The organism is Cupriavidus sp. 96C5-1 (assembly GCF_057798855.1).
Genome location: NZ_JBYOJU010000019.1, coordinates 106,581 through 133,162 on the forward strand (window position 1 = coordinate 106,581; position 26,582 = coordinate 133,162).

Below are 26,582 nucleotides of genomic sequence, written 5' to 3' on the forward strand. Positions count from 1 at the left end.
GTCGCCGTGATCGATTGCACGCTAAAAGGCGACAGTGGAGCCACGCATGCACAGGTGCGCGGCCGGTGCCGCGCGGCATCCCTACATGCGGAAATTCTCGCCCAGGTAGACCTTGCGCACCGATTCGTTGGCAATGATGTCCTCGGGCTGGCCAGCGGCCAGCACCGCGCCTTCGCTGATGATGTAGGCGTGGTCGCAGATGCCCAGCGTTTCGCGCACATTGTGGTCGGTGATCAGCACGCCGATATTGCGCGCCTTGAGGAAGCTGACGATGCGCTGGATTTCGCCAACCGCGATCGGGTCGACGCCGGCGAAGGGTTCGTCGAGCAGGATGAAACGCGGGGCAGAGGCAAGGGCGCGGGCGATCTCCACGCGGCGGCGCTCGCCGCCGGACAGCGACAGCGCCGGGTTGTCGCGCAGGTGGGCAATCTGCAGGTCGTCCAGCAGGGTGTCCAGCCGGCGCTCGATCTCGGCCTTGCCAAGCGGCTTGCCGTTGTCGAGCTGCAGTTCCAGCACCGCGCGGATGTTTTCCTGCACGTTGAGCTTGCGGAACACCGACGCTTCCTGCGGCAGGTAGGACAGGCCCATGCGTGCCCGCTCGTGGATGGCGAGGCCGCTGATGTGCTTGTCGTCGAGCACGATGTCGCCCTCGTCCAGCGCCACCAGTCCAACGATCATGTAGAACGAAGTGGTCTTGCCCGCGCCGTTGGGGCCGAGCAGGCCCACCACCTCGCCGCTCTTCACGTCGAGGGACACGTCCTTGACCACCGTGCGCGAGCCGTAGCGCTTCTTCAGGTGGCGCACGACCAGCGTGCTGCTGTCCTTCAGGGTGGCGGGCTGGGACGGTGCGGTTTGGGTAGCGGTCATGAAGGCGGAATCCGTGGATCGGGGCGACGCTTCGGCGTCGGGGTCAGGGATTGACGGGAGCGGGTGCTGGCTTGAGTTGCACCGGGCTGCCGGCGGCGCCGCTGGCGGGCTGTTCCTGGCGTGGCGACAACACCGCGCGCACGCGTCCGGACGGGCTGCCCGCCGTTGCATTCTCGGCGCCGCCGGTGGCGGTGTAGAACTCGTTGCGGCTGTCGTAGGTGATCAACGCGCCGCGGATTTCATCCACCAGTTTGGCGCCGGCCAGGCGCGCCATGCGGGCGCGGCCGATCAGCTTGGACAGTTCCTGCTTGCCGTCGTATTCGATGCGGTCGCCCCAGCCGTCGATGTATTCGTCGACATTGTCGCGTTTCTGGCGGATATAGGCCTGCTTGGCGCCCTTGGAGGTCGCCACCGCGTACTGGTAGCCCTCGGGGTCGGTGCGGACTTCGGCCGCGTCGGATTTCAGCACCATGGTGCCCTTGGTCAGCACCACGTTGCCGGTCAGTACATAGACCTGCTTGACGTCGTCGTAGCTGGCGTTGTCGGCCTCCAGCACCAGCGGCTTATCGCGGTCGGCTTTTTCGGCGCTGGCGGGTGTGGCCAGCGTGAGGCCGAGGACGGCTGCCAGCGTCAGCAATGCAGCAGTGCTGCGGCGGCGACAGGACGATGTCGTCAGGAATGGATTCATGTTGGCGTGATGGCGGTTTGCGCGGACGGCTCTGGCCCGCGGGCGGCTTTGTTTCCTGGCGACCGTTCCCTGATGAAGCCGGCGGGGCTGCGCAGACGGTACCGGAATCGGTATTGTCTGCGCCCGCACGCCTGGCCATGCTTTGCTTCATCTGGCAACAGCCTCTCGGATCTTGGTCTTGTCAGGGGTTCTTCGCTGGGCTCGCCGGCGGTGGCACCGTAATGATGGTGCCGCGTACATTACCCAGCAATTGTACTTCCCGGGTGACATTGTTGAAGATCAGGCCGTTGGCGGTCATCACCGACGGACCGCGGGTCAGTCTGACAGCCTTGTCGGTCTTGACGATGTCATCGTTGATCAGCACCTGGAAATATTCCGAGGCGGCGGTCATCTGAGGATCCTTGGCGGCTTCGGGACCCTGCGCGCGCACGATGAAGGCGTTGCCGAACAGGTCTATCACCGAGCCTTCCGCGTTCATCGTGCCGCGGTCGGAGTGGCCGGTGACGGGCGGGCGGCCGATCTCGTAGGCGCGCATGGCCGGGCGCGTCACCGCGTAGGTCTGGTCGTCCTCGAAGTGGATCATCTTGTCGCCGGTGAACCGCATCTTGGTGTTCCCGTCCTCGGCAAGCTCGGTGGCGGAGAAGCGGATCATGTAGTAATCGGGCTCGTGCTTCTTGCCCACCGGCCCCGCGGTGCTTTCGCGCGGCGAATTGACCTGCACCAGCCAGAAAGTGCTGCCGGCCACCAGCGCCATCAGCAGCAGGGGCAGGATGCGCATCGCAAGCCGGCTCAGGGAGGACAGGAAATCCCGCATAGGTCGTGGCTAGCCTCGGATATCAGATGACCTTGGCGCGGGTCAGGTCGTGGATGTGCAGGGCGCCGACCAGGCGCTGGTCCGCATCGACCACCAGCATCTGGTTGATACGGTTCGCCTCCATGACCTGAACGGCCTCGACCGCGAGCTGGTCCGGGCCCACCGTGTGCGGCGAGCGGTGCATCACCTCGCTGATGGGCACGGTCTTCCAGTCGCGCGGGGTTTCCAGCAGGCGGCGCAGGTCGCCGTCGGTGAACACGCCGATCAGGCGGTCGTCCGGGTCCACCACGGCGGTCATGGCCATGCCCTTGCGGGTGATTTCCATCAAAGCCTGCGCCAGGGGCGTGCTTTCGCGCACCTTGGGCACCGCGTTGCCGCTGCGCATGACGTCGCGCACGTGGGTCAGGAGTTTGCGCCCGAGCGCCCCGCCCGGGTGCGAGCGGGCAAAGTCCTCCTCGCCGAAGCCGCGCGCGTCCAGCACCGCCACCGCCAGCGCGTCGCCCAGTGCCAGCGCCGCGGTGGTGCTGGCGGTGGGGGCCAGGTTCAGCGGGCAGGCTTCTTTTTCCACGCCCGCGTCAAGGTGGGCGTCGGCCAGCTTGGCCAAGGTGGAGGCGGCGTTGCCGGTCACCGAGATCAGTTTGGCGCCGATGCGCTTGACGATCGGCACGATCGACAGCAGCTCGGAGGTCTCCCCGGAATTGGAAAAGGCGATCAGCACGTCGTCGCGCGTCACCATGCCCAGGTCGCCATGGCTTGCCTCGGCGGGATGCACGAAAAAGGCGGGCGTGCCGGTCGACGCCAGGGTGGCTGCCACTTTGCGGCCTATGTGCCCCGATTTGCCGATGCCCGACACCACCACGCGTCCGCTGCAATGGAGAATCAGTTGCACGGCCTGTGCGAACGCGCCGTCCAGGCGGCTGCCAAGGGCCGCGACCGCGTCGGCTTCGATCTGGAGGGTTTCGCGAGCGAGCCGAAGTGCTCGATCCGCATTGAAATTAGCTATCATGGCGACGAAGTATACCAACGAATGCGATGGCGCTTGGGCTGTTCCGACGATCGGGCGGTCAAGGTGGCTGCCGCGCTTGCCGTTATCCGCCGGCAGGGCCGCCCGCGCCGGGCTGCCGCGGCCCCGGGCCGGCGTACCCTGACCCCATCCGATGCACTCTCCGCTGGACCTGACCCTCGTCCTGCTGGCCGCCGCCGTATTCGGCGTGGTCGCTTTCCGCATGCTGCAATTGCCGCCGATGCTGGGGTACCTGGCCGTCGGTACCCTGATCGGGCCGCATGCGCTGGGCCTTGCCAGCGATACCGCGCAGACCAAGTACCTGGCCGAGTTCGGGGTGGTCTTCCTGATGTTCTCGATCGGACTGGAATTCAGCCTGGGCAAGCTCAAGGCGATGAAACGGCTGGTGTTCGGCATGGGCGGCTCGCAGGTGGCGCTGTCGATGCTGGCCGTGGTGCCGGCCAGCTGGGCCTTCAACTGGCTGTTCCCGCTGTCCTGGCAGGCTTCGATAGCCCTCGGCGGCGCGCTGGCGATGTCGTCCACGGCGATCGTGTCCAAGATGCTCTCCGAGCGGCTGGAACTGGAAAGCGAGCACGGGCGCAACATCATCAGCATCCTGCTGTTCCAGGACCTGGCGGTGGTGCCGCTGCTGATCGTGATCCCGGCCCTGTCGCGCGATCCCTCCGACATGGCGATGGCGCTGGGCCTGGCCACGGTCAAGATCGTGGTGGCGCTGAGCCTGATCTTCTTTGTCGGGCAGAAGGTGATGAGCCGCTGGTTCCACGTGGTGGCGGCGCGCCGCTCGCAGGAGCTGTTCATGCTCAACCTGCTGCTGGTCACGCTGGGCATGGCGGCCCTGACCGAGCGGCTTGGCCTGTCGATGGCGCTGGGCGCCTTCATGGCCGGCATGCTGATCTCCGAGACGCCCTACCGGCACCAGGTGGAGGAAGACATCAAGCCCTTCCGCGATGTGCTGCTCGGGCTGTTCTTCGTCACCATCGGCATGCTGCTCAATATCCATGTGGTGCTCGACCACCTGTGGCTGGTGCTGGCGCTGCTGATCGTGCCGATCGTGTTCAAGCTGGTGCTGATCGCCGGCCTGGCACGCGCCTTCGGCTCGCGCCAGGGGGTGGCGATCCGCACCGGGCTGGGGCTGGCGCAGGCCGGCGAGTTCGGCTTCGTGCTGCTCAACCAGATCGACGGGCTGAACCTGGTCGATCCGGTGCTGATCCAGGTGATCCTGGCATCCATGCTGCTGTCGATGCTGGCGGCCCCGTTCCTGATCCAGTACAGCGATGCCATCGTGCTGCGCTTCGCCGCCAACGAATGGCTGATGCAGTCGCTCAATATGACGCGCATTGCCGCGCAGAGCCTGCAGACCGAGAAGCACGCCATCATCTGCGGCTTTGGCCGCAGCGGCCAGAACCTGGCGCATATGCTGGAGCGCGAGGGCATTACCTACGTGGCGCTCGATCTCGACCCCGACCGCGTGCGCGAGGCCGCCGGCGCCGGCGATACCGTGGTGTACGGTGACGCCGGGCGGCGCGAGGCGCTGATTGCCGCGGGCATCCACCGCGCGGCGGCCATCGTCGTCACCTATGCCAACACGCCCTCGGCGCTCAAAGTGCTGCACCACGTGCAGGAACTGGAGCCGGCATTGCCGGTGATCGTGCGCACCGTGGACGACTCGGAACTGGATGTGCTGCAAAAGGCTGGCGCCACCGAGGTGGTGCCGGAAATCATCGAAGGCAGCCTGATGCTGGCATCGCACGCCCTGGTGCTGCTGGGTGTGCCGATGCGGCGCGTGGTGCGCGGGGTGCAGGAGGCGCGCGATGCGCGCTACAGCCTGCTGCGCGGCTATTTCCACGGGCGCGACGACGAGGAGGACCTGGTCGAGCGGGATTCCGTGCGCCTGCATTCCGTCTCGCTCGGTCCCGAAGCCACCGCGGTGGGACGCCGCCTGGGCGCGCTCGGGCTGGAGCAGATCGGGGTGGAGGTGACGGCGGTGCGCCGGCGCGGCATCCGCGCCTTCGACCCGGAACCGGAAACCGTGCTGGAGCCGGGCGACATCGTCGTGCTGCGCGGACCGCCCGAGGCGCTGGAAGTGGCCGAACAGCGGATGCTCGCCGGCTGACGGCGAAACCGGCGCGCGGGGATTGGCGTTCAGGCCGCGGCGCGGCTCGTGGCGCGCGCGCCTTCCGCCCATGACGGCGGCAGGCCGTCCAGCACGGCGCGCGCATCGAGCGAGCCGATCGGGACCCGCTGGTCGGCGGGAATGCGGCCTTCGCCCTGCAGCATCAGGTAACGCAGGCAGCACACCCGCAGGAAGGACGTGAAGTTCGCCGCCTCGCCGCGGTAGGCACTCAGTTCGTCGTGCAGCCGGGAGATGAGCTGGCCCACGCTCATGCCATCCCGCTGCGCCAGCGCTTCCAGCACTTCCCAGAACAGGCTCTCGAGCCGGATGCTGGTGGCCACGCCATGCAGCCGCAGCGAGCGCGACTGGCACTCGTAGGACTGCGGATTGGCCCGGATGAAGATTTCACACATGGAGGAACTCCCGTTCGGGACGGCCCGCGAGACCAGCTCGCGAGCCGCGTTCGGAAGCCTCTAATGTACGATCCTGGTGCCCAGGACGGCAAGGAACTGCGCCAGCCAGGCGGGGTGCGCCGGCCAGGCCGGCGCGGTCACCAGGTTGCCGTCGGTGTGGGCCTGGTCGACCGGGATGTCGGCGTACTTGCCGCCGGCAAGGCGCACTTCCGGCGCACAGGCCGGGTAGGCCGAGCAGGTCCGGCCTTCCAGCACGCCGGCTGCGGCCAGCAGCTGAGCGCCGTGGCAGACCGCGGCGATCGGCTTGTTGGCGCTGGCGAAGTGACGCACGACCTCCAGCACGCGTTCGTTCAGGCGCAGGTATTCCGGAGCCCGCCCGCCCGGGATGACCAGGCCGTCGTAGGCCGCCGGATCGACATCGGCAAAGCTCGCGTTGAGCGTGAAGTTATGCCCGCGTTTCTCGGTATAGGTCTGGTCGCCTTCGAAGTCATGGATGGCGGTGGCGCAGCTGGCGCCGGCGGCCTTGTCCGGGCATACCGCGTGGACCGTGTGGCCCACCATCTGGAGGGCCTGGAACGGCACCATGGTTTCGTAGTCTTCGGCATAGTCGCCGACCAGCATCAAGATCTTTTTGGCCATCGCGGTCTCCTGTATGGTTACGGTTGTCAGGCAGGGACGCCGCGCCGGAGCCGGTGCGGCCCGCCTGAGCCTGGCCCATTGTGTTGCCGTTCGCGGCAGCCCGGGTGGTAACCCATTACCGCATCCTGCCGGCGCGCCGGCAGGGACCAACCGATTCCCCATGCCCAATACCACGATCCAGTCGTCCGCCCTTGGCGATGTCACCCACTACCTGCGCGAGCGCATCCGTACCGTGCCCGACTGGCCGCAACCCGGTGTCATGTTCCGCGACATCACGCCGCTGCTGCAGGACCCCAAGTCCCTGCGCGTGCTGATTGACGTGTTCGTGCACCGCTACATGGACGCCAGGCTCGACCTGGTGGCCGGCATCGACGCGCGCGGCTTCATCCTGGGCGCCATCCTGGCCTACGAGCTCAACCTTGGCTTCGTGCCGATCCGCAAGAAGGGCAAGCTGCCCTTCCAGACCGTGGCCGAGGAATACGAACTGGAGTACGGCAGCGCCACGGTGGAAATCCACGCCGACGCCTGCAAGCCGGGCGACCGCGTGCTGCTGGTGGACGACCTGATCGCCACCGGCGGTACCATGATGGCTGGCCGCAAGCTGCTCGAACGCCTGGGCGCCACGGTGGTGGAAGGCGCGGCCATCGTCGACCTGCCCGAGCTGGGCGGCTCTCGCCACCTGCTCGACAGCGGCCTGCCGCTGTTCACGGTTTGCCGATTCGAAGGGCATTGACGCCTGACCATTGATCTGCCGGCCGCGCGGGCATTGCACCCGGGCGCGGCCACCCGGACCCGGAGTTGCTTGCCATGCCAGACCTGTTGCTCTTCCTCGCTACCTCGGTGGCAATCACCCTCGCCCCCGGACCCGACAACCTGCAGGTGCTGGCGCGCGGCATGGCCCAGGGGCGGCGCGCCGGCGTGGTCGCGGCGCTGGGCTTTGCCTCGGGCTGCCTTTTCCATACGGTGGTCGCGGCCGTGGGCCTGGCCGCCGTGCTGCGCTCCTCGCCGGTGGCGTTCCAGTGCATCAAGTTTGCCGGCGCCGCCTACCTGGTCTGGATTGGCATCCAGGCGCTGCGCTCGCGCGGCGCGCTGGGCAAGGGCGCCGACGCGCCGGCGGTGCCGCTCGCCAAGGTGTTCCGCCAGAGCGTCCTCGCCAACCTGATGAACCCCAAGGTGACGCTTTTCTTCCTGGTCTTCCTGCCGCAATTCGTGCGTGCCGATGCCGCCAACGCAGGCTGGCAGATGCTGTTGCTGGGCGTGGTGTTCATGCTCCAGGCGGCGGTGGTGTTCTCGCTGTTCGGCCTGTTCGCGGGCGTGCTGGGCGACTGGCTCAAGCACCGGCCCGGCGCCGGCCGCTGGCTGGACCGGGTGGCGGGGGCCATCTTCCTGGCGCTCGGCATCAAGGTGGCGCTGCCGGCCTGAGCGTTCCCGCCCCGGAGGACCGTGGGCGCGCCACCACGGCACCGGCTTGCCTATTGGGTTTGAGGGCATTTCCGCCGCGTGCCATGGCGTTGCCCACACATGCCGGCGGGCGCATAATGCCCCATCGACAACAATACGATGGCCGGGCGAAGTCTTGCGATAGGCAATGGAGGCACCGGTCACATAAGGCGCACCATGGGCGTACTACTTCATCTGCTTTCCGGCGTGGCGTTGCTGGTGTGGGGCACCAATATCGTCAAGGTCGGCATCCTGCGCGTGTATGGGGCCAACCTGCGCCACGTGCTCTCCTCGAGCATCTCCAACCGGTTCTCGGCTTTCGCGGCCGGGCTGGGCGTGACCGGCCTGGTCCAGAGCAGCAATGCGACGGCGGTCATCGTCAGTTCTTTCGTAGGCCAGGGCCTGATTGCCGTGGCGCCGGCGCTGGCCATCATGCTGGGCGCCAACGTCGGCACCGCCATCATGGTGCAGGTGTTCTCGCTGGACCTGTCGTGGCTGTCGCCGCTGCTGATCTTCGTCGGCGTGATCCTGCACCTGTCATGGAAGGGCAGCAAGCCCGGCCATGTCGGGCGCGTGCTGATCGGGCTGGGCCTGATCACGCTGGCGCTCGAGTTGATTTCCATCGCCACCCGACCGGTGGTGCAGGCCGCCGGCGTCAAGGTGCTGTTCGGCACGCTGACCGGCGATCCCGCGCTCGATATGCTGATCGGCGCCTTCCTCACCATCCTGTGTTACTCCAGCCTGGCGGTGGTGCTGTTCTGCGGCGCGCTGGCCTCGGCCGGCGTGGTGTCGCTGCATGTGGCGCTGGCGCTGGTGCTCGGCGCCAACCTGGGGTCGGGCATTTCCGCGCTGCTGACCACCTCGGGCAATAACCAGCCCGGCAAGCGCGTCACGCTCGGCAACCTGCTGTCGCGCCTGCTCGGCTGCGTGATCGCGCTGCCCTTGCTGGGGCAGGCGCAGCACCTGCTGGCGCTGGTCGATGCCGATCCGCAGCGGCTGGTGGTCAATTTCCACCTGCTGTTCAATGTGGCGCTCGCGCTGCTGCTGCTGGGCGCCACCGGTCCGCTGGCGCGGCTGTGCGAGGCGGTGCTGCCAGGCCGTAACACCGGCGACAGCCAGGTCACCCCGCGCCACCTCGATCCGGCTGCACTGCCCACGCCGGCGCTGGCGCTGTCCAATGCCGCGCGCGAGGTGCTGCGCATCGGCGACCGCATCGAGCAGATGCTGGACAATATGCTGCGCGTGCTGCGTACCAACGATGCCAAGCTGGCCGCCGCCACCTGCCGCATCGACGACGAAGTGGACGATCTCTACACCGCCATCAAGCTCTACCTGACCCGGATCAGCCTGGAGGCGCTGGACGAACGCGACGGCCGGCGCTGGACCGAGATCATCTCGCTCACCATCAATCTGGAGCACGCCGGGGACATCATCGAGCGCATCCTGCAGGACACGCGCGAAAAGAAGATCGCCCACAACCTGGCCTTCTCGGAAGCGGGCATGCAGGAGATCTCGCTGATGCACGCGCGCGTCGTGGCCAACCTGCGGCTGGGGCTGTCGGTGTTCCTCTCCGGCGACCTCAAGAGCGCGCAGCAGCTGATGGCCGAGAAAGCCACCTTCCGCGATCTCGAGCGCGAGTTCGCCCGCAGCCACCTGCAGCGCGTCGCAGTGCAGACCGCCGAGAGCATCGAGACCAGTTCCCTGCATCTCGATATCATCAGCGACCTGAAACGCTTGAATTCGCTGTTCTGCGCCACCGCCTATCCGGTGCTGGAAGACGCCGGCGCACTCAACCGCAGCCGCATGAAGGAAGACGATGGCGACCCGCCTGCGAAGGCGGTGCCGTCGGCACAGGCACATTGAGCCGGGGCAGCCCGCGGCGGCTACAGCTTGTAGCCGATCTCCCGCAGCAGGTCGCGCCGCCAGGCGATGTCGATCTCGGTTTCCAGCCCGAGCGGCGAAGCGCCGTCCACCACGCCCAGCACCGCGCGGCCCTGCGCGGTCTGCGCCACCACCACTTCGGTCGGATTGGCCGTGGCGCAGTAGATCCGGCACACCTCCGGCACCGCGCGCACGGTGGAGAGCACATTGAGCGGATAGAAGCCGTCGCCGAGGAACAGCAGGAAGCTGTGGCCGGCGCCGATGGCCATCGCGTTCTCGCAGGCCAGGTCGATCATGGCGTCGTCGTTGCCGGACCAGCGCACCAGGCGCTTGCCGGATGCCTCGCAGAATGCCAGCCCGAAGCGGATGCCCGGCACTGCGCACACCAGTGCCTCGTGGAGGTCGTCCACGGTCTTGATGAAATGCGCCTGTCCGAAGATGAAATTGGTCGCCTCGGGCTTGGTGACCGGCACTACGATGATCTCCATGGCCATGCTCCTGCAGTGGCCCGCATCGAGGCTACTCAATCAATGGTAGGCTGGCCCGGGTCGAATGCAAGGCGCCGCGCGGGCCTACCGGCGCGGCGGAGCGGCGCCCTTGCGGCGCCGGCTGCGCAGGCGCTGGAGCAAGGCGGCGATGGCCGCGAGCAGCACCGCGCCGCCTAACGTCAGGGGCAGGCTGCCGGAGACCTCGCCATTGGCCTTGCCTGCGGCCCGGGCCGTGCTGGCAGGCTGATCGGCTCGTGCGGCTGGGGCGGAGGCCGCGGGCGCGGCCGGTTCTTCGAGCGCGCGCGCTTGCGGCGCGGCCAGCTCGATCGGCGTGACCTGTGCCTGCGCCGCGGCGGGGCCGGCGGCACCCGTGCCGCCGAGCAGCAGTGCGCAATGCCAGGCGCAGAGGATGAGGCTGGAACGCTGCCGCATGCCGTGCGCTCAGCGCCGCTCCAGCAGCGGCGCCAGGTATTTGCCGGTGAAGCTGGCGCGGCTCTTCGCCACCGTTTCCGGCGTGCCCTTGGCGATCACCTGGCCGCCCCCGGCACCGCCTTCCGGGCCCATGTCGAGCAGCCAGTCGGCGGTCTTGATCACGTCCAGGTTGTGCTCGATGATGACCACCGTATTGCCCTGGTCGCGCAGCTTGTGGATGACCTTGAGCAGTAGTTCGATATCGTGGAAGTGCAGGCCCGTGGTGGGCTCGTCCAGGATGTAGAGCGTGCGGCCGGTGTCGCGCTTGGACAGTTCCAGCGACAGCTTGACGCGCTGCGCCTCGCCACCCGACAGCGTGGTGGCCGACTGGCCCAGCCGGATATAGCCCAGGCCGACATCGAGCAGCGTCTTCAGCTTGCGCCGCACCACCGGCACCGCGTGGAAGAACTCGTGCGCCTGCTCCACCGTCAGGTCGAGTACCTCGTGGATGTTCTTGCCCTTGTAGAGCACTTCCAGCGTTTCGCGGTTGTAGCGCTTGCCGTGGCAGACGTCGCAGGGTACGTAGACGTCGGGCAGGAAATGCATCTCGACCTTGAGCACGCCATCGCCCTGGCAGGCTTCGCAGCGCCCGCCCTTGACGTTGAAGGAGAATCGTCCCGGGTCGTAGCCGCGTTCCTTGGCCGAGGGCACGCCGGCGAACAGTTCGCGGATCGGCGTGAACAGGCCCGTGTAGGTGGCGGGGTTGGAGCGCGGGGTGCGGCCGATCGGGCTCTGGTCGACGTTGATGACCTTGTCGAAGTGCTCCAGGCCCTCGATGCGGTCGTGCGCCGCGGGCTCCGCCGTGGAGCCGTACAGGTGGCGCGCCACTGCGTGGTAGAGCGTGTCGTTGATCAGCGTGGACTTGCCCGAGCCGGATACGCCGGTCACGCAGGTGAGCAGGCCCACCGGGATCTCCGCGCTGACGTTGCGCAGGTTGTTGCCGGTGGCGTTGACGATGCGCAGCAGTTTTTCCTCGTCGGGCGCGGCACGTTCGGCCGGCACCTCGATGCGGCGCGCGCCGGACATATACTGCCCGGTGAGCGAGTCGGGCGACTGCTCGATCTGCAGCGGCGTGCCTTCGGCCACGATCATGCCGCCGTGCACGCCAGCCCCCGGGCCGATGTCGACCACGTAGTCGCAGGCGCGGATCATGTCTTCGTCATGCTCCACCACCAGCACGGAGTTGCCGATGTCGCGCAGGTGCTTGAGCGTACCGATCAGCCGGTCGTTGTCGCGCTGGTGCAGTCCGATGGACGGCTCGTCGAGCACGTACATCACGCCGGTCAGGCCCGAGCCGATCTGCGAGGCCAGCCGGATGCGCTGCGCCTCGCCGCCCGAGAGCGTATCGGCGCTGCGTTCGAGCGAGAGATAGTCCAGCCCCACGTTGTTGAGGAAGTTGAGGCGCGCGGTGATTTCCTTGACGATCTTGTCGGCGATCTCGCGCTTGGCGCCGTGCATGTCCAGCGTGAGGAAATACGTCAGCGCATCGCGCAGCGGCCAGCCGTTGATCTCGAAGATCGCGCGCGCCTGGTCGTTCTCGCCCAGCTTGACGTGCCGCGCCTCGGTGCGCAGGCGGGTGCCGTGGCAGGCGGGGCAGGCCTGGTTGTTCTGGTACTTGGCCAGTTCTTCGCGCACCGCAACGGAGTCGGTTTCGCGGTAACGCCGCTCCAGGTTGGGGATGATGCCTTCGAAGGCATGCTCGCGCACCGTGGTGCGGCCGCGCTCGTTCATATAGGTGAAAGGGATCTCCACCTCGCCCGAGCCATGCAGCACCACCTCCTGCACTTCGGCCGGCAGGTCCTCGAAGGCGGTGTCCAGCTCGAAGTCGTAGTACGCCGCCAGGCTCTGCAGCATCTGGAAGTAGAACTGGTTGCGGCGGTCCCAGCCCTTGATGGCGCCCGAGGCCAGCGACAGGTTGGGGAAGGCCACCACCCGCTTGGGATCGAAGAAGGTGATCTGGCCCAGGCCGTCGCAGCTCGGGCAGGCGCCCATCGGATTGTTGAAGGAGAACAGGCGCGGCTCGAGCTCCTGCAACGAATACGAGCAGATCGGGCAGGCGAACTTGGAGCTGAACACGTGCTCGTGGCCGGTGTCGAGTTCGAGCGCGATGGCGCGGCCGTCGGCCAGGCGCAGCGCGGTCTCGAAGGATTCCGCCAGCCGCTGCTTGATGTCGGCGCGCACCTTGACGCGGTCCACCACCACGTCGATGGAGTGTTTCTCGGTCTTCTTCAGCTTGGGCAGCGCGTCCACTTCATAGACCACCGCCGGCGCCTCGTGCGTGGTGCCGCCGCCCGAGCGGATGCGAAAGCGCACGAAACCCTGCGCCTGCATGGTGTCGAAGAGGTCGGAATGTTCGCCCTTGCGGTTGGCCACCACCGGCGCCAGGATCATCAGCTTGGTGTCTTCCGGCAGCGCCAGCGCGGCGTCGACCATCTGCGAGACGCTCTGCGCCTGCAAGGCCAGGTTGTGGTCGGGGCAGTAGGGCGTGCCGGCGCGGGCGTACAGCAGGCGCAGGTAGTCGTGGATCTCGGTGACCGTGCCTACGGTCGAGCGCGGGTTGTGGCTGGTTGCCTTCTGTTCGATGGAGATCGCCGGCGAAAGGCCTTCGATCAGGTCGACGTCGGGCTTTTCCATCAGTTGCAGGAACTGGCGCGCGTAGGCCGACAGCGACTCCACATAGCGGCGCTGGCCCTCCGCGTACAAGGTATCGAAGGCGAGCGACGACTTGCCCGATCCGGAAAGCCCGGTGATCACGATCAGCTTGTTGCGAGGCAGATCGAGATTGATGTTCTTCAGGTTGTGGGTACGGGCACCACGGATTCTAATTTCTTCCATATACCGATTGTCTTCGCCAGGCGGGGCCGTCGGTCGGGTCGACAGGCCGGTCTCACGGAATTTCAAGAAAAAAGCATGCCAGCAGGGCTGCGGCCGGCCTCGGGCCAGCGCCAGGCCAGCATCGGGCAGGGCTTTGGCGCCCCGCGCTGGGGCTCGCGGTGCCCTCGCGCGCCCTCGTGACCTCCTTGCGGTGTCCGGTCGGGCCCCCGAAAGCGCAGCGGAGCAAACCTGTTAATATACCGAACTTCGGTTTCCGGGGGTTGCTTGCGCCAACAGGCGGCGTTTCGCGATGCCCACATCGGCATGCTGAAGGACTGTATCGCGTTGTCCGGAAGCGTTGCTTCCGCCTCGACGGGTGTCCGGCGGATGATGGCGGGACAGTGGCGGATGCGCTGCAACTTCCGCTCCGGTCATGGATCGAAGTTGTCGCCGCCCCGTCAGCGCCGGGTCAATGCGGTGCGTGCGCGTTGCACGACCCGGCAATCCGTCACAGAAATTCCCCACGATCGCAATGTCGTCGATCCATAGCTCCTCCCAAGATGCGGCCAAGGCCGACAATTCCAAGGCTCAGTCCGGCACCGGGCGCGACCGCATGACCCGCATGGAATTGCGAGCCAGCATCTCGCTGGCCAGCATCTTCGCGCTGCGCATGCTCGGGTTGTTCCTGATCCTCCCCGTGTTCGCCGAATACGCGCACGGCCTGCCCGACGGGCACGACGCCCAGCGCGTGGGCCTGGCCATGGGCATCTATGGCCTGATGCAAGCTTTCCTGCACATTCCGCTGGGCTGGCTGTCCGACCGCGTCGGCCGCAAGCCGGTGATGGTGGCCGGCCTGCTCCTGTTCGTCGCCGGCGGGCTGGTGGCGGCCGGTTCGGACACGCTTGCCGGCATCATCCTTGGCCGGTCGCTGCAGGGCATGGGCGCGATTTCCGCGGCCATCACCGCCTGCATCGCCGACCTGACCCGCGAGCAGCATCGCACCAAGGCGATGGCCATGGTGGGCGGCAGCATCGGCCTGACCTTCGCGCTGTCGCTGGTGATCGCTTCGCCGTTGCTGCACAGCATCGGCATGCCGGGCATTTTCACGCTGATGTCGGTGCTGGGCGTGATCGCCATCCTGGTGACGTTGTTCCTGGTGCCCACGCCGCCGCCGCCGCATCCCGTGCGGCTGCCGTTCCGCGAGGTGCTGTTCAATCCGGACCTGGTGCGGCTGAACGTGGGCGTGCTGGCGCTGCACGCCTCCCAGGTCGCCATGTTCATGGTGGTGCCGGCCATGCTCAGCGACGCCGGCATGCCGCTGGACCAGCACTGGAAGGTTTACCTGCCGGTAGTGCTGGTGTCCTTCGTGCTGATGCTCGGGCCGATGATGGCCGCCGAGCGCTATGGCAAGGTTCGGCCCGTGCTGCTCGGCGCGGTTGGCCTGATGACCGCGGTGCAGCTGCTGTTTGCCGCGGTGCATGGCCTGTGGGGCATCGTGGGCGTGCTGCTGCTGTTTTTCGTGGCCTTCAACGTGCTGGAGGCCATGCAGCCCTCGCTGGTGTCGCGCTATGCCGCTGCCGCGCGCGGGGCCGCGCTGGGCGTCTACAACACCACGCAGGCGATGGGATTGTTCCTGGGCGGGGCGGTGGGCGGCTGGCTGCTCAAGCACGAAGGCCGCAGCGCGGTCTTCCTCGGCTGTGCGGTCGTGCTGCTGCTCTGGCTTATAATCGCCTGGAACATGAAGTCGCCCCCGGCCCGGAAAAGCAGTTCGCCGGCCGTCGCCGCGTAAGTGGCGACGCCAAATGGCGCCGATTCGGGGTGGGAAAAGCCTGAAAAGCCTGAAAAGGCTCGTCGCATCACTTCGTAAAGCTTTTTGCCTCAAATAGGCACTAGCATGACCGCGCGCCCGACTACTTGGCCGGGGGCGCGTTATTTGTTTACGCATCAGTCAAGGCATCGCCACGCCGCTTGCAGCAGAGGGCGTGGCCCTGGGAGAACATTCACATGGCATCGATCAACAAAGTCATCCTCGTCGGCAACCTGGGCGCGGACCCGGAAACCCGCTACATGCCCAGCGGCGACGCCGTGACCAACATCCGCCTGGCGACCACCGATCGCTACAAGGACAAGACCAGCGGCGAGATGAAGGAAGCCACCGAGTGGCACCGCATCGCCTTCTTCGGCAAGCTGGCCGAGATCGCCGGCCAGTACCTGCGCAAGGGCTCGCAGGTCTATATCGAAGGCCGCATCCGCACCCGCAAGTGGACTGACCAGGCGGGCGCGGAAAAGTACAGCACCGAGATCGTGGCCGAGCAGATGCAGATGCTGGGCTCGCGCCAGGGCATGGGCGGCGGCGCTGGCGCCGGCGACGACATGGGCGGCGGTGGCGGCTACGGCGGCGGCCGCGAATCCTCGGGCGGCGGCTATGGCGGCGGCGGTGCGCGCAGCGGTGGCGGCCAGCCGGCCGGCGGCCAGCAGGGTGGCGGTGCGCGCCGTCAGCAGCAGGCGCCGTCGAATGGCTTTGAGGACATGGACGACGATATTCCGTTCTGAGACGGATCTGCCGATCTGTCAGCCCGAACCCGCCAGGCCGGGCCGAAATGGCCGGCACTGGCAAGCAAAAACCCCGGAGATCATGGATCCCGGGGTTTTTTGTTTTCAGGCCCGTGCCCGGTCGAGGCGGTTGGGCATGGCGCGGCGCCGGCTCAGGCTGTTCCGCGCCTGCCTGAGCGTCCTGTCAAGAAAAAAGGGCAGCCCTTGCAGGTTGCCCTTCGTCCGTCACGGCCTGGTTGTTGCTAGTTCTGCAGGGCCGCGAAATCCAGCGCGCTGGTCAGGTCGCCCATCGCCTTGCCCTTCTTGGCCACCAGGGCGGTGTCGCGCAGTTGCAGGCCCGGCAGGGTCGGCAGCACGAAGCGGTGGGTGATGAAGCGCAGGGCCGATGCCGTGTCGTACTGGGTGTGGTCGACAAAGCCCTTCTTCGCGTACGGCGAGATCAGGATGGCCGGGATACGCGTGCCCGGGCCCCAGCGGTCGCCCGCGGGTACCTGGGCGTGGTCGTAGAAGCCGCCGTTCTCGTCGTAGGTGACGAGGATCAGCATGTTCTTCCACTGCGGGCTCTTCTGCAACTGCGCGATCACGCTGGCGATATGGGCGTCGCCGTCCGTCACGCTAGCATAGCCGGGGTGCTGGTTCAGGTTGCCCTGCGGCTTGTAGAACGCGACTGCGGGCAGGTTGCCGGCGGCGGCGTCCTGCAGGAACTGGCTGTCGAAGTCCTTCAGGTGCGCGCTGCGGTTGGCGGCCTGGGTGACCGGGTCGAAGTTGGCGTAGTAGTTGAAGGGCTGGTGGTGCGGCTGGAAGTTGGGGGTCGTGTTGTTGTAGATGCCGGTCGGGTCCTGCGTCACCTTGGCCCAGGCGCCGGCATACCAGGCCCAGCTGATGCCGCGCGCGTTCAGCAGGTCGCCGATGGTGGTCTGGGTCTGGGGCGGCAGCGTGGTGGCCTTGGCCGGGTCGGCGTAGAGCCCGGTGGTATCGGTGGTGGCAGGCTTGTTGCCGCTCGGCTGGTAGTCCGGCTGCATGGTGTTGACGGCGTAGAACATGCCGCTGGCGTCCTTGGGCGTCAGCGTGCTGTCGTTCTGGTACACCGCCTTGCCGGAGAGGACCGAGGTGGGGTTGCCGGTGCCCGGGGTCAGGCGCAGGAAGTTGCCGTTGGCGTCGACGTCGATCGCGGAGATCGAGCCCTTGGCCGGCGAGGTGGCGGCGTCGGCGTTCGGGTACTGCGGCGCGCAGGCGCAGATCAGGTACTGGTGGTTGAGGAAGGAGCCGCCGAACGCGCCCATGTAGAAATTGTCGGCCAGCACGTATTGCCTGGCGAGCTGCCACATCGTCATGCTGCTGCCGTCGTAGTAGCCCATCGACAGGCCGCCGGCATCCGAGAACGCGGCGTACTTGTCGTTCTTGCCGCCGTTGATCTGCATCTGGTTGTTGTAGAAGCGGTGCACCAGGTCGCGCGTGACGACTTTTTGCGAGATCACCGTGCCAGTGCCGTTGACGCCGTCAGGGTTGTCGATCTGGAACGGCTTGTTTGGCCAGTTGGCGGTGCTGGCCTGTGTCAGCTGTGTGACTTGCCCTTGCGCCGTGAGTCCGTTCCAGGTCGGCGGCAGCACCGGCAGCACCGAGCCGTCGAAGTCCCTCTGCCCCTCGGCGGTGCCGGTGGACGTGGGGTTCACACCGGGAATGCCGTTGGCGCCCGGGAACAGGCCGTAGAGATTGTCGAAGCCACGGTTCTCGGCGTAGATCACCACCACCGTCTTGATCTTGTCCAGTGCAACCCGCTTGGCGACGCCGTCGCGCAGGGCCTGGTCGATATCGCCGCCGCCCTTCACCGAGTCGGCGATCAGGTCGATGGCCTGGTCGATTTCCGCCTGCAGGGTCGCCTTGATGTTCTTGTCGGTTTCCTTGTTGTGGTCGGCCAGCAGCTTGTCCGCGGTAACGCCGATGCGGGCGGCGAGGCGGGTCTTTGCCGCATCGATGTCGCCGCCGTTCGATTCCATCAGCGCGACCAGCTCGGTCGAGATGGCGCTGAGCACGCCGTTGGCGCCGGCCGGTGCGCGGAACACCAGCCGACGGGGCACCGCGGCGTGGCCGCCGGCGCCGTCGTTGCGGAACGCATCGGTGTCGATTTCCGCCACCACCGCGCCCTGGCCGGTCAGCGTAAAGGCGCCGTTCTTGTCGGAGCGGGTGCTGGTCTCGTCACCGTCGCACTTGCCGTTGTTGTTGGCATCGATGCAGACCTTGGCGTACTCGAAGTAGCTGCCGGTCACCACGCCCGACGTGGTGGCGGCCGTGGGCGTGCTCCCGCTACCGGAGGCGCTGCCTCCGCAGGCGGTCATTGCGGCGGCGGCTACCGCCGCCAGGGGATAGAGTTTCAGGGCTCGGCGCATGGATTTTCCTTTTTCTTTATGTGTGAGGCGGTTCTTTTTTGAACAGCCGCGCGATTTTCCCGCCACTCCATGTCAGATTGATGATGTTCGCCGGAACCAGGGGGAAGGGGTTTCGGCTTGCCATGACACGCCGTTGTCATGCGTGCGTGCTAAGTTGGCGCGCCTTTGCCGAAAGCCAGGTGCCAGTGCCGGCAGAACCGCCGGTCCGGCCAACATTCCATCCGCCATCCCCGCCGCAGCAATGCCATCGCGCCCCGTTTCGCCGCCAGCCCTTCACCAGATCCCGCGTGCCGCCGCCGCCGTCTTGCTGCTGGCCTGCGCCGTCGCGCTGACGGCCTGCGGCAAAGCCGGGCGGGACACTGCCGTATCCGCCCCGGGCGCGGTCAGCGTTGCCGCGGCAGCGCCGGCCAGCCAGCCAGCCGCGCCTGCCCGGCCGGCCTACGCGGACGCGTTCTATAACCTGATGGCGACGCGCCGCCCCTCGGTGCCGGCCATGGCCGCGCTCGGCAAGGCCTTGTTCTTCGACCCGTCGCTGTCGGCGTCGGGCCGGCTCTCGTGCGCGAGCTGCCACAGCCCGGACCACGCCTACGGGCCGGGCAACGACCTCTCCGTGCAACTGGGCGGAGCGGACATGCGGCGGACCGGCGCGCGCGCCGCGCCGTCGTTGCGCTACGTGCAGAACGTGCCGCCGTTCTCCGAGCACTTCCACGAGAACGACGGCAACGACAGCGAAGACCAGGGCCCCACCGGCGGCCACGACTGGGATGGGCGGGCCTCCTCCACGCACGAGCAGGCGCGCGCGCCATTGCTGTCGCCCAATGAAATGGCGAACGCGGACGCGGCGGCGGTGGCCGCCAGGCTGCGCGGCGGCAAGCATGTGCAAACGTTCCGGGAGGTGTTCGGCGACGATATCCTGGCGCGCGACGAAACCGCCTTCCAGGCAGCGCTGATGGCGCTCGAAGTCTTCCAGGAAACCCCGGCCGAGTTCTATCCCTACACCAGCAAGTACGATGCCTTCCTGCGCCGGCAGGTCAAGCTGAGCGAGCAGGAAACGCGCGGCCTGCGCCTGTTCAACGATCCCGCCAAGGGCAATTGCGCGGCCTGCCATCCGAGCGCGGTCAGCGCCGAGGGCGCCTTTCCCGCCTTCAGCGACTTTGGCTTCATCGCGCTGGGCGTGCCGCGCAACCGCAAGCTGGCGGCCAATGCCGACCCCGCCTTCTTCGACATGGGCCTGTGCGGGCCGGATCGTACCGACCTGAAGGACCGCGCCGAGTACTGCGGCCTGTTCCGCACGCCTTCCCTGCGCAACGTGGCGCTGCGCAAGGTCTTCTTCCACAACGGCGCCTTCCATTCGCTCGAAGACGTGCTGCGCTTCTATGTGGAACGGGACAGCCAGCCCGGCAAGTGGTATCCGCGCAGGGCCGATGGCAGCATCGACAAGTTCGACGACCTCCCGGCCCGCTATCGCGAGAACGTCAATATGGAGCCGCCTTTCGGCGGAGCGCCCGGCAGCAAGCCGGCGCTCTCGGCAGCGGAGATCCGCGATGTCATCGCCTTCCTGAAGACGCTCAACGACGGCTACCGGATTCCGGCGGCGCGCTGAGCGCGCCCGGCTCGCCGTCCATCGGGCACTGCATGCCTGGCCGACGATCGTGGCCGTGCGCTGCCGATGCCTTCGCCATCGGACTTCCTTTTTTCTGATCCGTCCCCATTTCCTCCTGACAGCGTCCTGTCAGGAGATGTCAGCGCCACACTTCATCGCGCGGCACGCTGCCGTCCTTCGGGATAGGATAGCGGCCTGACCGTACCAATACCGCGACTTGCGGTGGGTGACCGTGGCGCTACCCGGGCGGATCCGGTGCCGGCCAAGGCAGCGGGCCGGCGCCGGGCTTCGCCCGGCAAGCCGTTGCCTGCCGCACCCGCCGCCGGCAACCCGCAAGCCCCGCACGCAACTCGCAAGCCAAAAGGACACACATCCCATGTCATCCGGCGTCATCCGCATCCGCGGAGCCCGTCAGCACAATCTCAAGAACCTCGACCTGGACCTGCACACCGGCGAAATGACCGTGGTGACCGGGCCCTCGGGCTCGGGCAAGTCGAGCCTGGTGTTCGATACGTTGTATGCCGAGGGGCAGCGGCGCTATGTCGAGACCTTCAGCGCCTATGCGCGCCAGTTCCTCGACCGCATGGACCGGCCGCAGGTGGACCGGGTCGACGGCGTGCCGCCGGCCATCGCCATCGACCAGACCAACCCGGTGCGCAGCTCGCGTTCCACGGTCGGCACCATGACGGAGCTCAACGATCACCTGAAGCTGCTCTACGCGCGCGCGGCCGGGTTGTTCGACCGCAAGACCGCGCAGCCGGTGCGGCACGATTCGCCGGAGACCATCTACGCCGAGTTGCAGGCGCGCGCCGCGCAGGCCCCGGACGGCGATCCGCGCCTGGTGGTGACCTTCCCGGTAGAGCTGCCCGAAACCACCACCGACGCCGAGATCGAGCAGTGGCTGTCCGTCAGCGGCTACACGCGCGTGCAGGCGCAGCGCGTGGTGGCGTCGCCCACCGGCCCGCGCAAGGTGCTCGACGTCGTGGCCGACCGCTTCCGCCTGGGCAATACCGAGAAGGTGCGGGTACTGGAGGCCATCGAGGCCTCGCTCAAGCGCGGCGCCGGCCGGGTCAACGTCTATGTGCCCAATGCCGGCGATGACGCAGCCGAGCCGCAGGTGTGGCGCTTCTCCACCGGGCTGCACAGCCCGGAAAGCGATATCCGCTACGCCGATCCGCAGCCCGCGCTGTTTTCCTTCAACTCCGCCTACGGCGCCTGCGAAGCCTGCCGCGGCTTCGGGCGCGTCATCGGCGTCGATCTCGGCCTGGTGATCCCGGACGAGCGCAAGACCCTGCGCGGCGGCGCCATCAAGCCGATGCAGACGCCGGCGTGGAAGGAGTGCCAGGACGACCTGATGCGCTACGCGGCCAAGGCCGGCATCCCGCGCGACGTGGCATGGTCCAGCCTGACCCCGGCCGAGCGCGCCTGGGTCATCGACGGCTCGCCCGATTGGAACGGCAAGTGGAATACGCATTGGTACGGCGTCAAGCGCTTCTTCGACTACCTGGAGTCGAAAGCGTACAAGATGCATATTCGCGTGCTGCTGTCGAAGTACCGCAGCTATACACCGTGCGAGACCTGCGGCGGCGCACGCCTGAAGACCGAAGCATTGCTGTGGCGCCTGGGCAGCCAGGCTGGCGCCGACGCCGTGTGCGCTCCCGCGCAGCGCTTCCTGCCGCGCGGCGTGGACTGGGACCGCACGCAGCTGGAAGCGCTGCCCGGCCTCACCGTGCACGACCTGATGCTGATGCCGATCGAGCGCATCCGCCGCTTCTTCGATGAACTGACGCTGCCGAGCCTGATGCTGGACGACGCGCTCAAGCTGCTGCTGGCCGAGGTGCGCACGCGCCTGAAGTACCTGTGCGACGTGGGCCTGGGCTACCTGACGCTGGATCGCCAGAGCCGCACGCTGTCCGGCGGCGAGGTGCAGCGCATCAACCTGACCACGGCGCTGGGCACCTCGCTGGTGAAGACGCTGTTCGTGCTCGACGAGCCCAGCATCGGCTTGCACCCGCGCGACCTGAACCGCATCGTCGAAGCCATGCAGCGCCTGCGCGATGCCGGCAACACGCTGGTGGTGGTGGAGCACGATCCCTCCGTGATGCTGGCCGCCGACCGCCTGATCGACATGGGCCCCGGCCCGGGTGAGCGTGGCGGCAACATCATCTTCGACGGCACGCCGGCGGATATCCGCGGCGCCGGCACGCTCACCGGCGAGTACCTTGCCGGCCACCGCCAGGTGACCGACCTGTCCCGCTGGAAGCCGCGTGCCGTGGACCAGGCCACGCCGCGCATCGTGCTGGAAGGCGCGAGCGAGCACAACCTGCGCGATGTCACCGTCGAGATCCCGCTGCAGCGCCTGGTGTGCGTGACCGGCGTCTCCGGCTCGGGCAAGTCCACGCTGCTGCAGGATGTGCTGCATCCCGCCATGGCACGGCACTTCGGCAAGTCCACGGATGCGCCCGGCGCCTTCCGCCGCCTGGCCGGCGCCGAGCAGGTGGCCGACGTGGTCTTCGTCGACCAGTCGCCCATCGGCAAGACCGCGCGTTCCAACCCGGCCAGCTACGTCGGCGCCTTCGACGAGATCCGCAAGCTGTTCGCCAAGGCGCCGATGGCCTTGCAGCGCAGCTACACCGCCGGCATGTTCAGCTTCAACTCGGGCGACGGGCGCTGCCCCACCTGCGGCGGTTCGGGTTTCGAGCACGTCGAGATGCAGTTCCTGTCCGATGTCTACCTGCGCTGCCCGGATTGCGACGGCCGCCGTTATCGCGCGGAAATCCTCGAAGTCAAGATCGAGCGCGCGCTGCCGGGCCAGCCGCCGCGTGCGCTCAGCGTGGCCGACGTGCTGGAGCTGACGGTGAGCGAGGCGGTGGCGTACTTCGCCGGCGATGCGGCGGTGCTGCGCGTGCTGCAGCCGATCGTCGACGTGGGGCTGGAATACGTGAAGCTGGGCCAGCCGGTGCCGACGCTGTCGGGCGGCGAGGCGCAGCGGCTCAAGCTGGCCGGCTACCTGGCGGAGACCGCGCAGGCAGGCAATGCGCGCGTCAAGCCGATGCCGTACGAGTGCAAGCTGTTCATGTTCGACGAGCCCACCACCGGGCTGCATTTCGACGATATCGCCAAGCTGATGCGCGCCTTCGGCAAGCTGCTGGACGGCGGCCATTCGCTGATCGTGATCGAGCACAACCTGGATGTGGTGCGCGCCGCCGACTGGATCATCGACCTTGGCCCCGAGGGCGGCGACGCGGGTGGCGAAGTGCTGTGCGTGGGCACGCCGGAAGACGTCAAGCGCTGCGAGCAGTCACACACCGGCCAGGCGCTGCTGCAGTACGACCGCGCCGTGGGCCATGCCTTCGTCGCGGAGGATGCGGGCGTGCCGCTGCAGGCGGCCTTGCGCGCGGCACGCGCGCGCCGCGCCATCGAGGGCGAGGACGTGGTGCGCATCGTCAACGCGCACGAGCACAACCTGAAGTCGCTCAACGTCGATATCCCGCACGGCAAGTTCAACGTCGTCACCGGCGTGTCGGGCTCGGGCAAGTCCACGCTCGCCTTCGACATCCTGTTTCATGAAGGGCAGCGCCGTTACCTCGAATCGCTCAACGCCTATGCACGTTCCATCGTGCAGCCGGCCGGGCGGCCGGAGGTGGATGCCGTGTACGGCATTCCGCCGACCGTGGCCATCGAGCAGCGCCTGTCGCGCGGCGGGCGCAAGAGCACGGTGGCGACCACCTCCGAGGTCTGGCACTTCCTGCGGCTGATGTATGTGAAGCTCGGCATCCAGCATTGCATCCACGACGGCACGCCCGTGACCTCGCAAAGCCCGGAGTCGATCGCCGCGCAGCTGCTGCGCGACTACAAGGGCCAGCACGTGGGCCTGCTGGCGCCGCTGGTGGTCAACCGCAAGGGCGTCTATACCGACCTGGCCAAATGGGCCAAGGCGCGCGGCAATACGCACCTGCGCGTGGACGGCGAGTTCCTGCCGGTAGATCCGTGGCCGCGTCTGGACCGTTTCCGCGAGCACACCATCGAGCTGCCGGTCGGAGATATCGTGGTGTCGGCGGACAACGAAGCCGCGCTGCGCGCGATGCTCGGGCAGGCGCTGGAAGCCGGCAAGGGCGTGATGCACCTGCTGGCCCCGCTCGATGGCCTGCAGCACGCGATGGGCAACGGCGGCAGCGCCCGCGTCGGCGCCACCACCGTGTTTTCGACCAAGCGTGCCTGCCCGGTGTGCAGCACCAGCTATCCGGAGCTGGACCCGCGCCTGTTCTCCTACAACAGCAAGCATGGCTGGTGCGCCAGCTGCGTCGGCACCGGCCTGACGCTCACGCGCGAGCAGCGCGCGGCCTATGACGATACCGTGATGGCCGACGACAACCGCGGGCGCGAACAGACGCTGCCGTCCGAGCAGCAGGAGCCCGACGACGTGGCCGATACGCCCTGCGCGGATTGCGGCGGTACGCGGCTGAATCCGGTGGCGCGCGCGGTGACGTTCGACGCGCACCCCATCGTGGAAGTGGCGCAGTGGACGGTGTCGGATACGCACCGCTGGGTACAACAGCTGCGCCTGGCCGGCCGCGAGGGCGAGATCGCGCGCGACGTCGTGAGCGAGATCCGCAGCCGCCTGCAGTTCCTGGAAGAAGTCGGCCTGGGCTACCTCAGCCTCGACCGCGCCGCGCCCAGCCTGTCCGGTGGCGAGGCGCAGCGTATCCGGCTGGCGGCGCAGCTTGGCAGCAACCTGCAAGGCGTGTGCTACGTACTCGACGAGCCCACCATCGGCCTGCATCCGCGCGACAACCAGATCCTGCTCGACGCACTGCGCAAGCTGGGCGAGAAGGGCAACACGCTGGTGGTTGTCGAGCATGACGAAGACACCATCCGCCGCGCCGACCACATCATCGATATCGGTCCCGGCGCAGGCAAGCGCGGCGGCACGCTGGTGGCGCAGGGCGGCGTGGCGGCGCTGTCGGCCAGCGCCGATTCGCTGACCGGCCAGTTCCTGGCCCATCCGATCCTGCACCCGCTGCAGCCGCGGCGCCATGTCATGCCGCAAGGCAAGCACGGCGAGGCCGTGCCCGAGCGCTGGCTGACCGTGCATGGCGCCACGCTGCACAACCTGCGCAACGTCACCGTCGGCATCCCGCTGGCGAGGCTGGTGGCCATCACGGGCGTCAGCGGGTCGGGCAAGTCCACGCTGGCGCGCGATGTGCTGATGACCAACCTGCTCGATGCGGTGGGACGCTCGGTGATGTCCTCGCCGGCGACCCGGCGCGCGCGCAAGGCTGCGGGCAGCGAGGCGCCTGCGCGTTCGCAGGCGGCGGCACGCGCCCAGCCGCGCCGCAAGCTGGAAGTCACGCATGACTGGCAGGGCTGCGAAAGCGTCACCGGCTATGAAAGCATCGACCGCGTGCTGGAGGTCGACCAGACCCCGATCGGCAAGACGCCGCGCTCCTGCCCGGCCACCTATATCGGCGTGTGGGACACCATCCGCAAGCTGTTCGCGCAGACGCTGGAGGCCAAGGCGCGCGGCTATTCCGCCTCGCGCTTTTCCTTCAACACCGGCGATGGGCGCTGCCCGACCTGCGAAGGGCAGGGCGTGCGCACCATTGGCATGAGCTTCCTGCCCGACGTCAAGGTGCCTTGCGACGTCTGCCACGGCCAGCGCTTCAATCCGGAAACGCTGGCGGTGACCTGGCGCGGCAAGAATATCGGCGACGTGCTGACCATGGAGATCGACGAGGCGGTGGAGTTCTTCTCCGCCATGTCCAATATCGCGCACCCGCTGCAACTGATGAAGGATGTGGGCCTGGGCTACCTGACGCTGGGGCAGCCGTCGCCCACGCTGTCCGGCGGCGAAGCGCAGCGCATCAAGCTGGTGACCGAGCTGTCAAAGGTGCGCGACGACATCACCCGGCGCGGGCAGCAGGCGCCGCACACGCTGTACGTGCTGGATGAGCCTACCGTGGGCCTGCATATGGCCGACGTGGCCAAGCTGATCCGCGTGCTGCACCGGCTGGCCGATGGCGGCCATAGCGTGGTGGTGATCGAGCACGACCTCGACGTGATCGCCGAGGCCGACTGGATCATCGACCTGGGGCCGGAGGGCGGCGTGGCGGGCGGCGGCATCGTGGCCGCCGCCGATCCGGAAGGGCTGGTGCAGGTCAGGGCCAGCCATACCGGCGCGGCGCTGGCACCGGTGCTGGCGCGCGGCAAGACGGCTGGCAAGGCGGTGCCCGGGGGCGGCGACGGCAGGCGGCGGCTGGCCGCGCCGCGGTAAAGCGCGGTGCGGCAACCCTGCGGCCCCGCTTGCAAGCGAGGCTGCAGGCGGTTTTTACCCGGCAGGCCCGGTAACTGACACAATGTCGGCTTCGGCAACTGGCGGCCGCCTGC

The 26,582-nt window shown here is 67.7% G+C and carries 18 protein-coding genes; 8 read left to right on the plus strand and 10 right to left on the minus strand.

The features are described 5' to 3' along the window. Positions 1-81: 81 nt before the first annotated feature. The 4 genes from lptB to AC3FOF_RS21070 all read right to left on the minus strand — a co-directional run bounded on the left by lptB (position 82) and on the right by AC3FOF_RS21070 (position 3,375). Positions 82-867, minus strand: a complete 786-nt coding sequence (gene lptB / locus AC3FOF_RS21055) for an LPS export ABC transporter ATP-binding protein (RefSeq protein ID WP_276265706.1) — start codon at positions 865-867, stop codon at positions 82-84. A 43-nt stretch (positions 868-910) separates the two neighbouring features. Beyond that, positions 911-1,555 carry a lipopolysaccharide transport periplasmic protein LptA gene (gene lptA / locus AC3FOF_RS21060; RefSeq protein WP_035817072.1) on the minus strand — a complete coding sequence of 215 codons (645 nt, stop codon included), beginning with the start codon at positions 1,553-1,555 and terminating at the stop codon, positions 911-913. Positions 1,556-1,736: 181 nt separating this feature from the next. Continuing rightward, positions 1,737-2,369, minus strand: coding sequence for an LPS export ABC transporter periplasmic protein LptC (gene lptC / locus AC3FOF_RS21065; RefSeq protein ID WP_488727669.1), 633 nt, complete (start codon positions 2,367-2,369; stop codon positions 1,737-1,739). 22 nt (positions 2,370-2,391) lie between these two features. Further along, positions 2,392-3,375, minus strand: a complete 984-nt coding sequence (locus AC3FOF_RS21070) for a KpsF/GutQ family sugar-phosphate isomerase (RefSeq protein WP_276265705.1) — start codon at positions 3,373-3,375, stop codon at positions 2,392-2,394. Between the two features lie 151 nt (positions 3,376-3,526). Here AC3FOF_RS21070 and AC3FOF_RS21075 point away from each other — a divergent pair, with 151 nt between their 5' ends. Further along, a complete protein-coding gene (locus AC3FOF_RS21075) occupies positions 3,527-5,506 on the plus strand; it encodes a monovalent cation:proton antiporter family protein (protein WP_276265704.1) in 1,980 nt (659 codons plus the stop codon). Positions 5,507-5,535: 29 nt separating this feature from the next. Here AC3FOF_RS21075 and AC3FOF_RS21080 read toward each other — a convergent pair whose 3' ends face one another. Further along, positions 5,536-5,919, minus strand: coding sequence for a ribbon-helix-helix domain-containing protein (locus AC3FOF_RS21080; RefSeq protein WP_276265703.1), 384 nt, complete (start codon positions 5,917-5,919; stop codon positions 5,536-5,538). 60 nt (positions 5,920-5,979) lie between these two features. Beyond that, a complete protein-coding gene (locus AC3FOF_RS21085) occupies positions 5,980-6,558 on the minus strand; it encodes a DJ-1/PfpI family protein (protein WP_017230598.1) in 579 nt (192 codons plus the stop codon). Positions 6,559-6,718: 160 nt separating this feature from the next. On the opposite strand from AC3FOF_RS21085, the gene AC3FOF_RS21090 reads away from it, so the two are divergent. The 3 genes from AC3FOF_RS21090 (at position 6,719) to AC3FOF_RS21100 (ending at position 9,861) form a co-directional block, all read left to right on the plus strand. Beyond that, the gene (locus AC3FOF_RS21090) at positions 6,719-7,291 is read left to right on the plus strand and encodes an adenine phosphoribosyltransferase (RefSeq protein WP_017230599.1); all 573 of its coding nucleotides are present in this window, start codon (positions 6,719-6,721) and stop codon (positions 7,289-7,291) included. 74 nt (positions 7,292-7,365) lie between these two features. After that, positions 7,366-7,980 carry a LysE family translocator gene (locus AC3FOF_RS21095; RefSeq protein WP_488727670.1) on the plus strand — a complete coding sequence of 205 codons (615 nt, stop codon included), beginning with the start codon at positions 7,366-7,368 and terminating at the stop codon, positions 7,978-7,980. 195 nt (positions 7,981-8,175) lie between these two features. After that, positions 8,176-9,861, plus strand: coding sequence for a Na/Pi cotransporter family protein (locus AC3FOF_RS21100; RefSeq protein WP_488727671.1), 1,686 nt, complete (start codon positions 8,176-8,178; stop codon positions 9,859-9,861). A 20-nt stretch (positions 9,862-9,881) separates the two neighbouring features. Here the strand turns inward: AC3FOF_RS21100 and AC3FOF_RS21105 are convergent, their stop codons facing one another. The 3 genes from AC3FOF_RS21105 to uvrA (AC3FOF_RS21115) form a co-directional block, all read right to left on the minus strand. Then, positions 9,882-10,367, minus strand: a complete 486-nt coding sequence (locus AC3FOF_RS21105) for an adenosine-specific kinase (protein ID WP_276265701.1) — start codon at positions 10,365-10,367, stop codon at positions 9,882-9,884. An 84-nt stretch (positions 10,368-10,451) separates the two neighbouring features. Then, positions 10,452-10,799, minus strand: a complete 348-nt coding sequence (locus tag AC3FOF_RS21110) for a hypothetical protein (protein ID WP_276265700.1) — start codon at positions 10,797-10,799, stop codon at positions 10,452-10,454. A gap of 9 nt (positions 10,800-10,808) precedes the next feature. Next, positions 10,809-13,673, minus strand: coding sequence for an excinuclease ABC subunit UvrA (gene uvrA, locus AC3FOF_RS21115; RefSeq protein WP_488727672.1), 2,865 nt, complete (start codon positions 13,671-13,673; stop codon positions 10,809-10,811). A 511-nt stretch (positions 13,674-14,184) separates the two neighbouring features. On the opposite strand from uvrA (AC3FOF_RS21115), the gene AC3FOF_RS21120 reads away from it, so the two are divergent. Together AC3FOF_RS21120 and AC3FOF_RS21125 are read left to right on the plus strand one after the other, a co-directional pair. Beyond that, positions 14,185-15,441 (plus strand): MFS transporter, encoded by a 1,257-nt coding sequence (locus AC3FOF_RS21120; protein WP_017225300.1) that lies wholly within the window; start codon positions 14,185-14,187, stop codon positions 15,439-15,441. 215 nt (positions 15,442-15,656) lie between these two features. Then, positions 15,657-16,205 (plus strand): single-stranded DNA-binding protein, encoded by a 549-nt coding sequence (locus AC3FOF_RS21125; RefSeq protein WP_276265698.1) that lies wholly within the window; start codon positions 15,657-15,659, stop codon positions 16,203-16,205. A gap of 242 nt (positions 16,206-16,447) precedes the next feature. Here AC3FOF_RS21125 and acpA read toward each other — a convergent pair whose 3' ends face one another. Then, positions 16,448-18,592 (minus strand): acid phosphatase, encoded by a 2,145-nt coding sequence (acpA, locus tag AC3FOF_RS21130; RefSeq protein ID WP_488727673.1) that lies wholly within the window; start codon positions 18,590-18,592, stop codon positions 16,448-16,450. Between the two features lie 241 nt (positions 18,593-18,833). Between acpA and AC3FOF_RS21135 the strand changes: the two genes are divergently transcribed. Beyond that, positions 18,834-20,195: a cytochrome-c peroxidase gene (locus AC3FOF_RS21135; RefSeq protein WP_488727674.1), complete on the plus strand. Its 1,362-nt coding sequence runs from the start codon at positions 18,834-18,836 to the stop codon at positions 20,193-20,195. Positions 20,196-20,571: 376 nt separating this feature from the next. Further along, entirely contained in the window at positions 20,572-26,469 is a 5,898-nt protein-coding gene (uvrA, locus tag AC3FOF_RS21140; RefSeq protein WP_488727675.1) for an excinuclease ABC subunit UvrA, read from the plus strand. Positions 26,470-26,582: the final 113 nt, after the last annotated feature.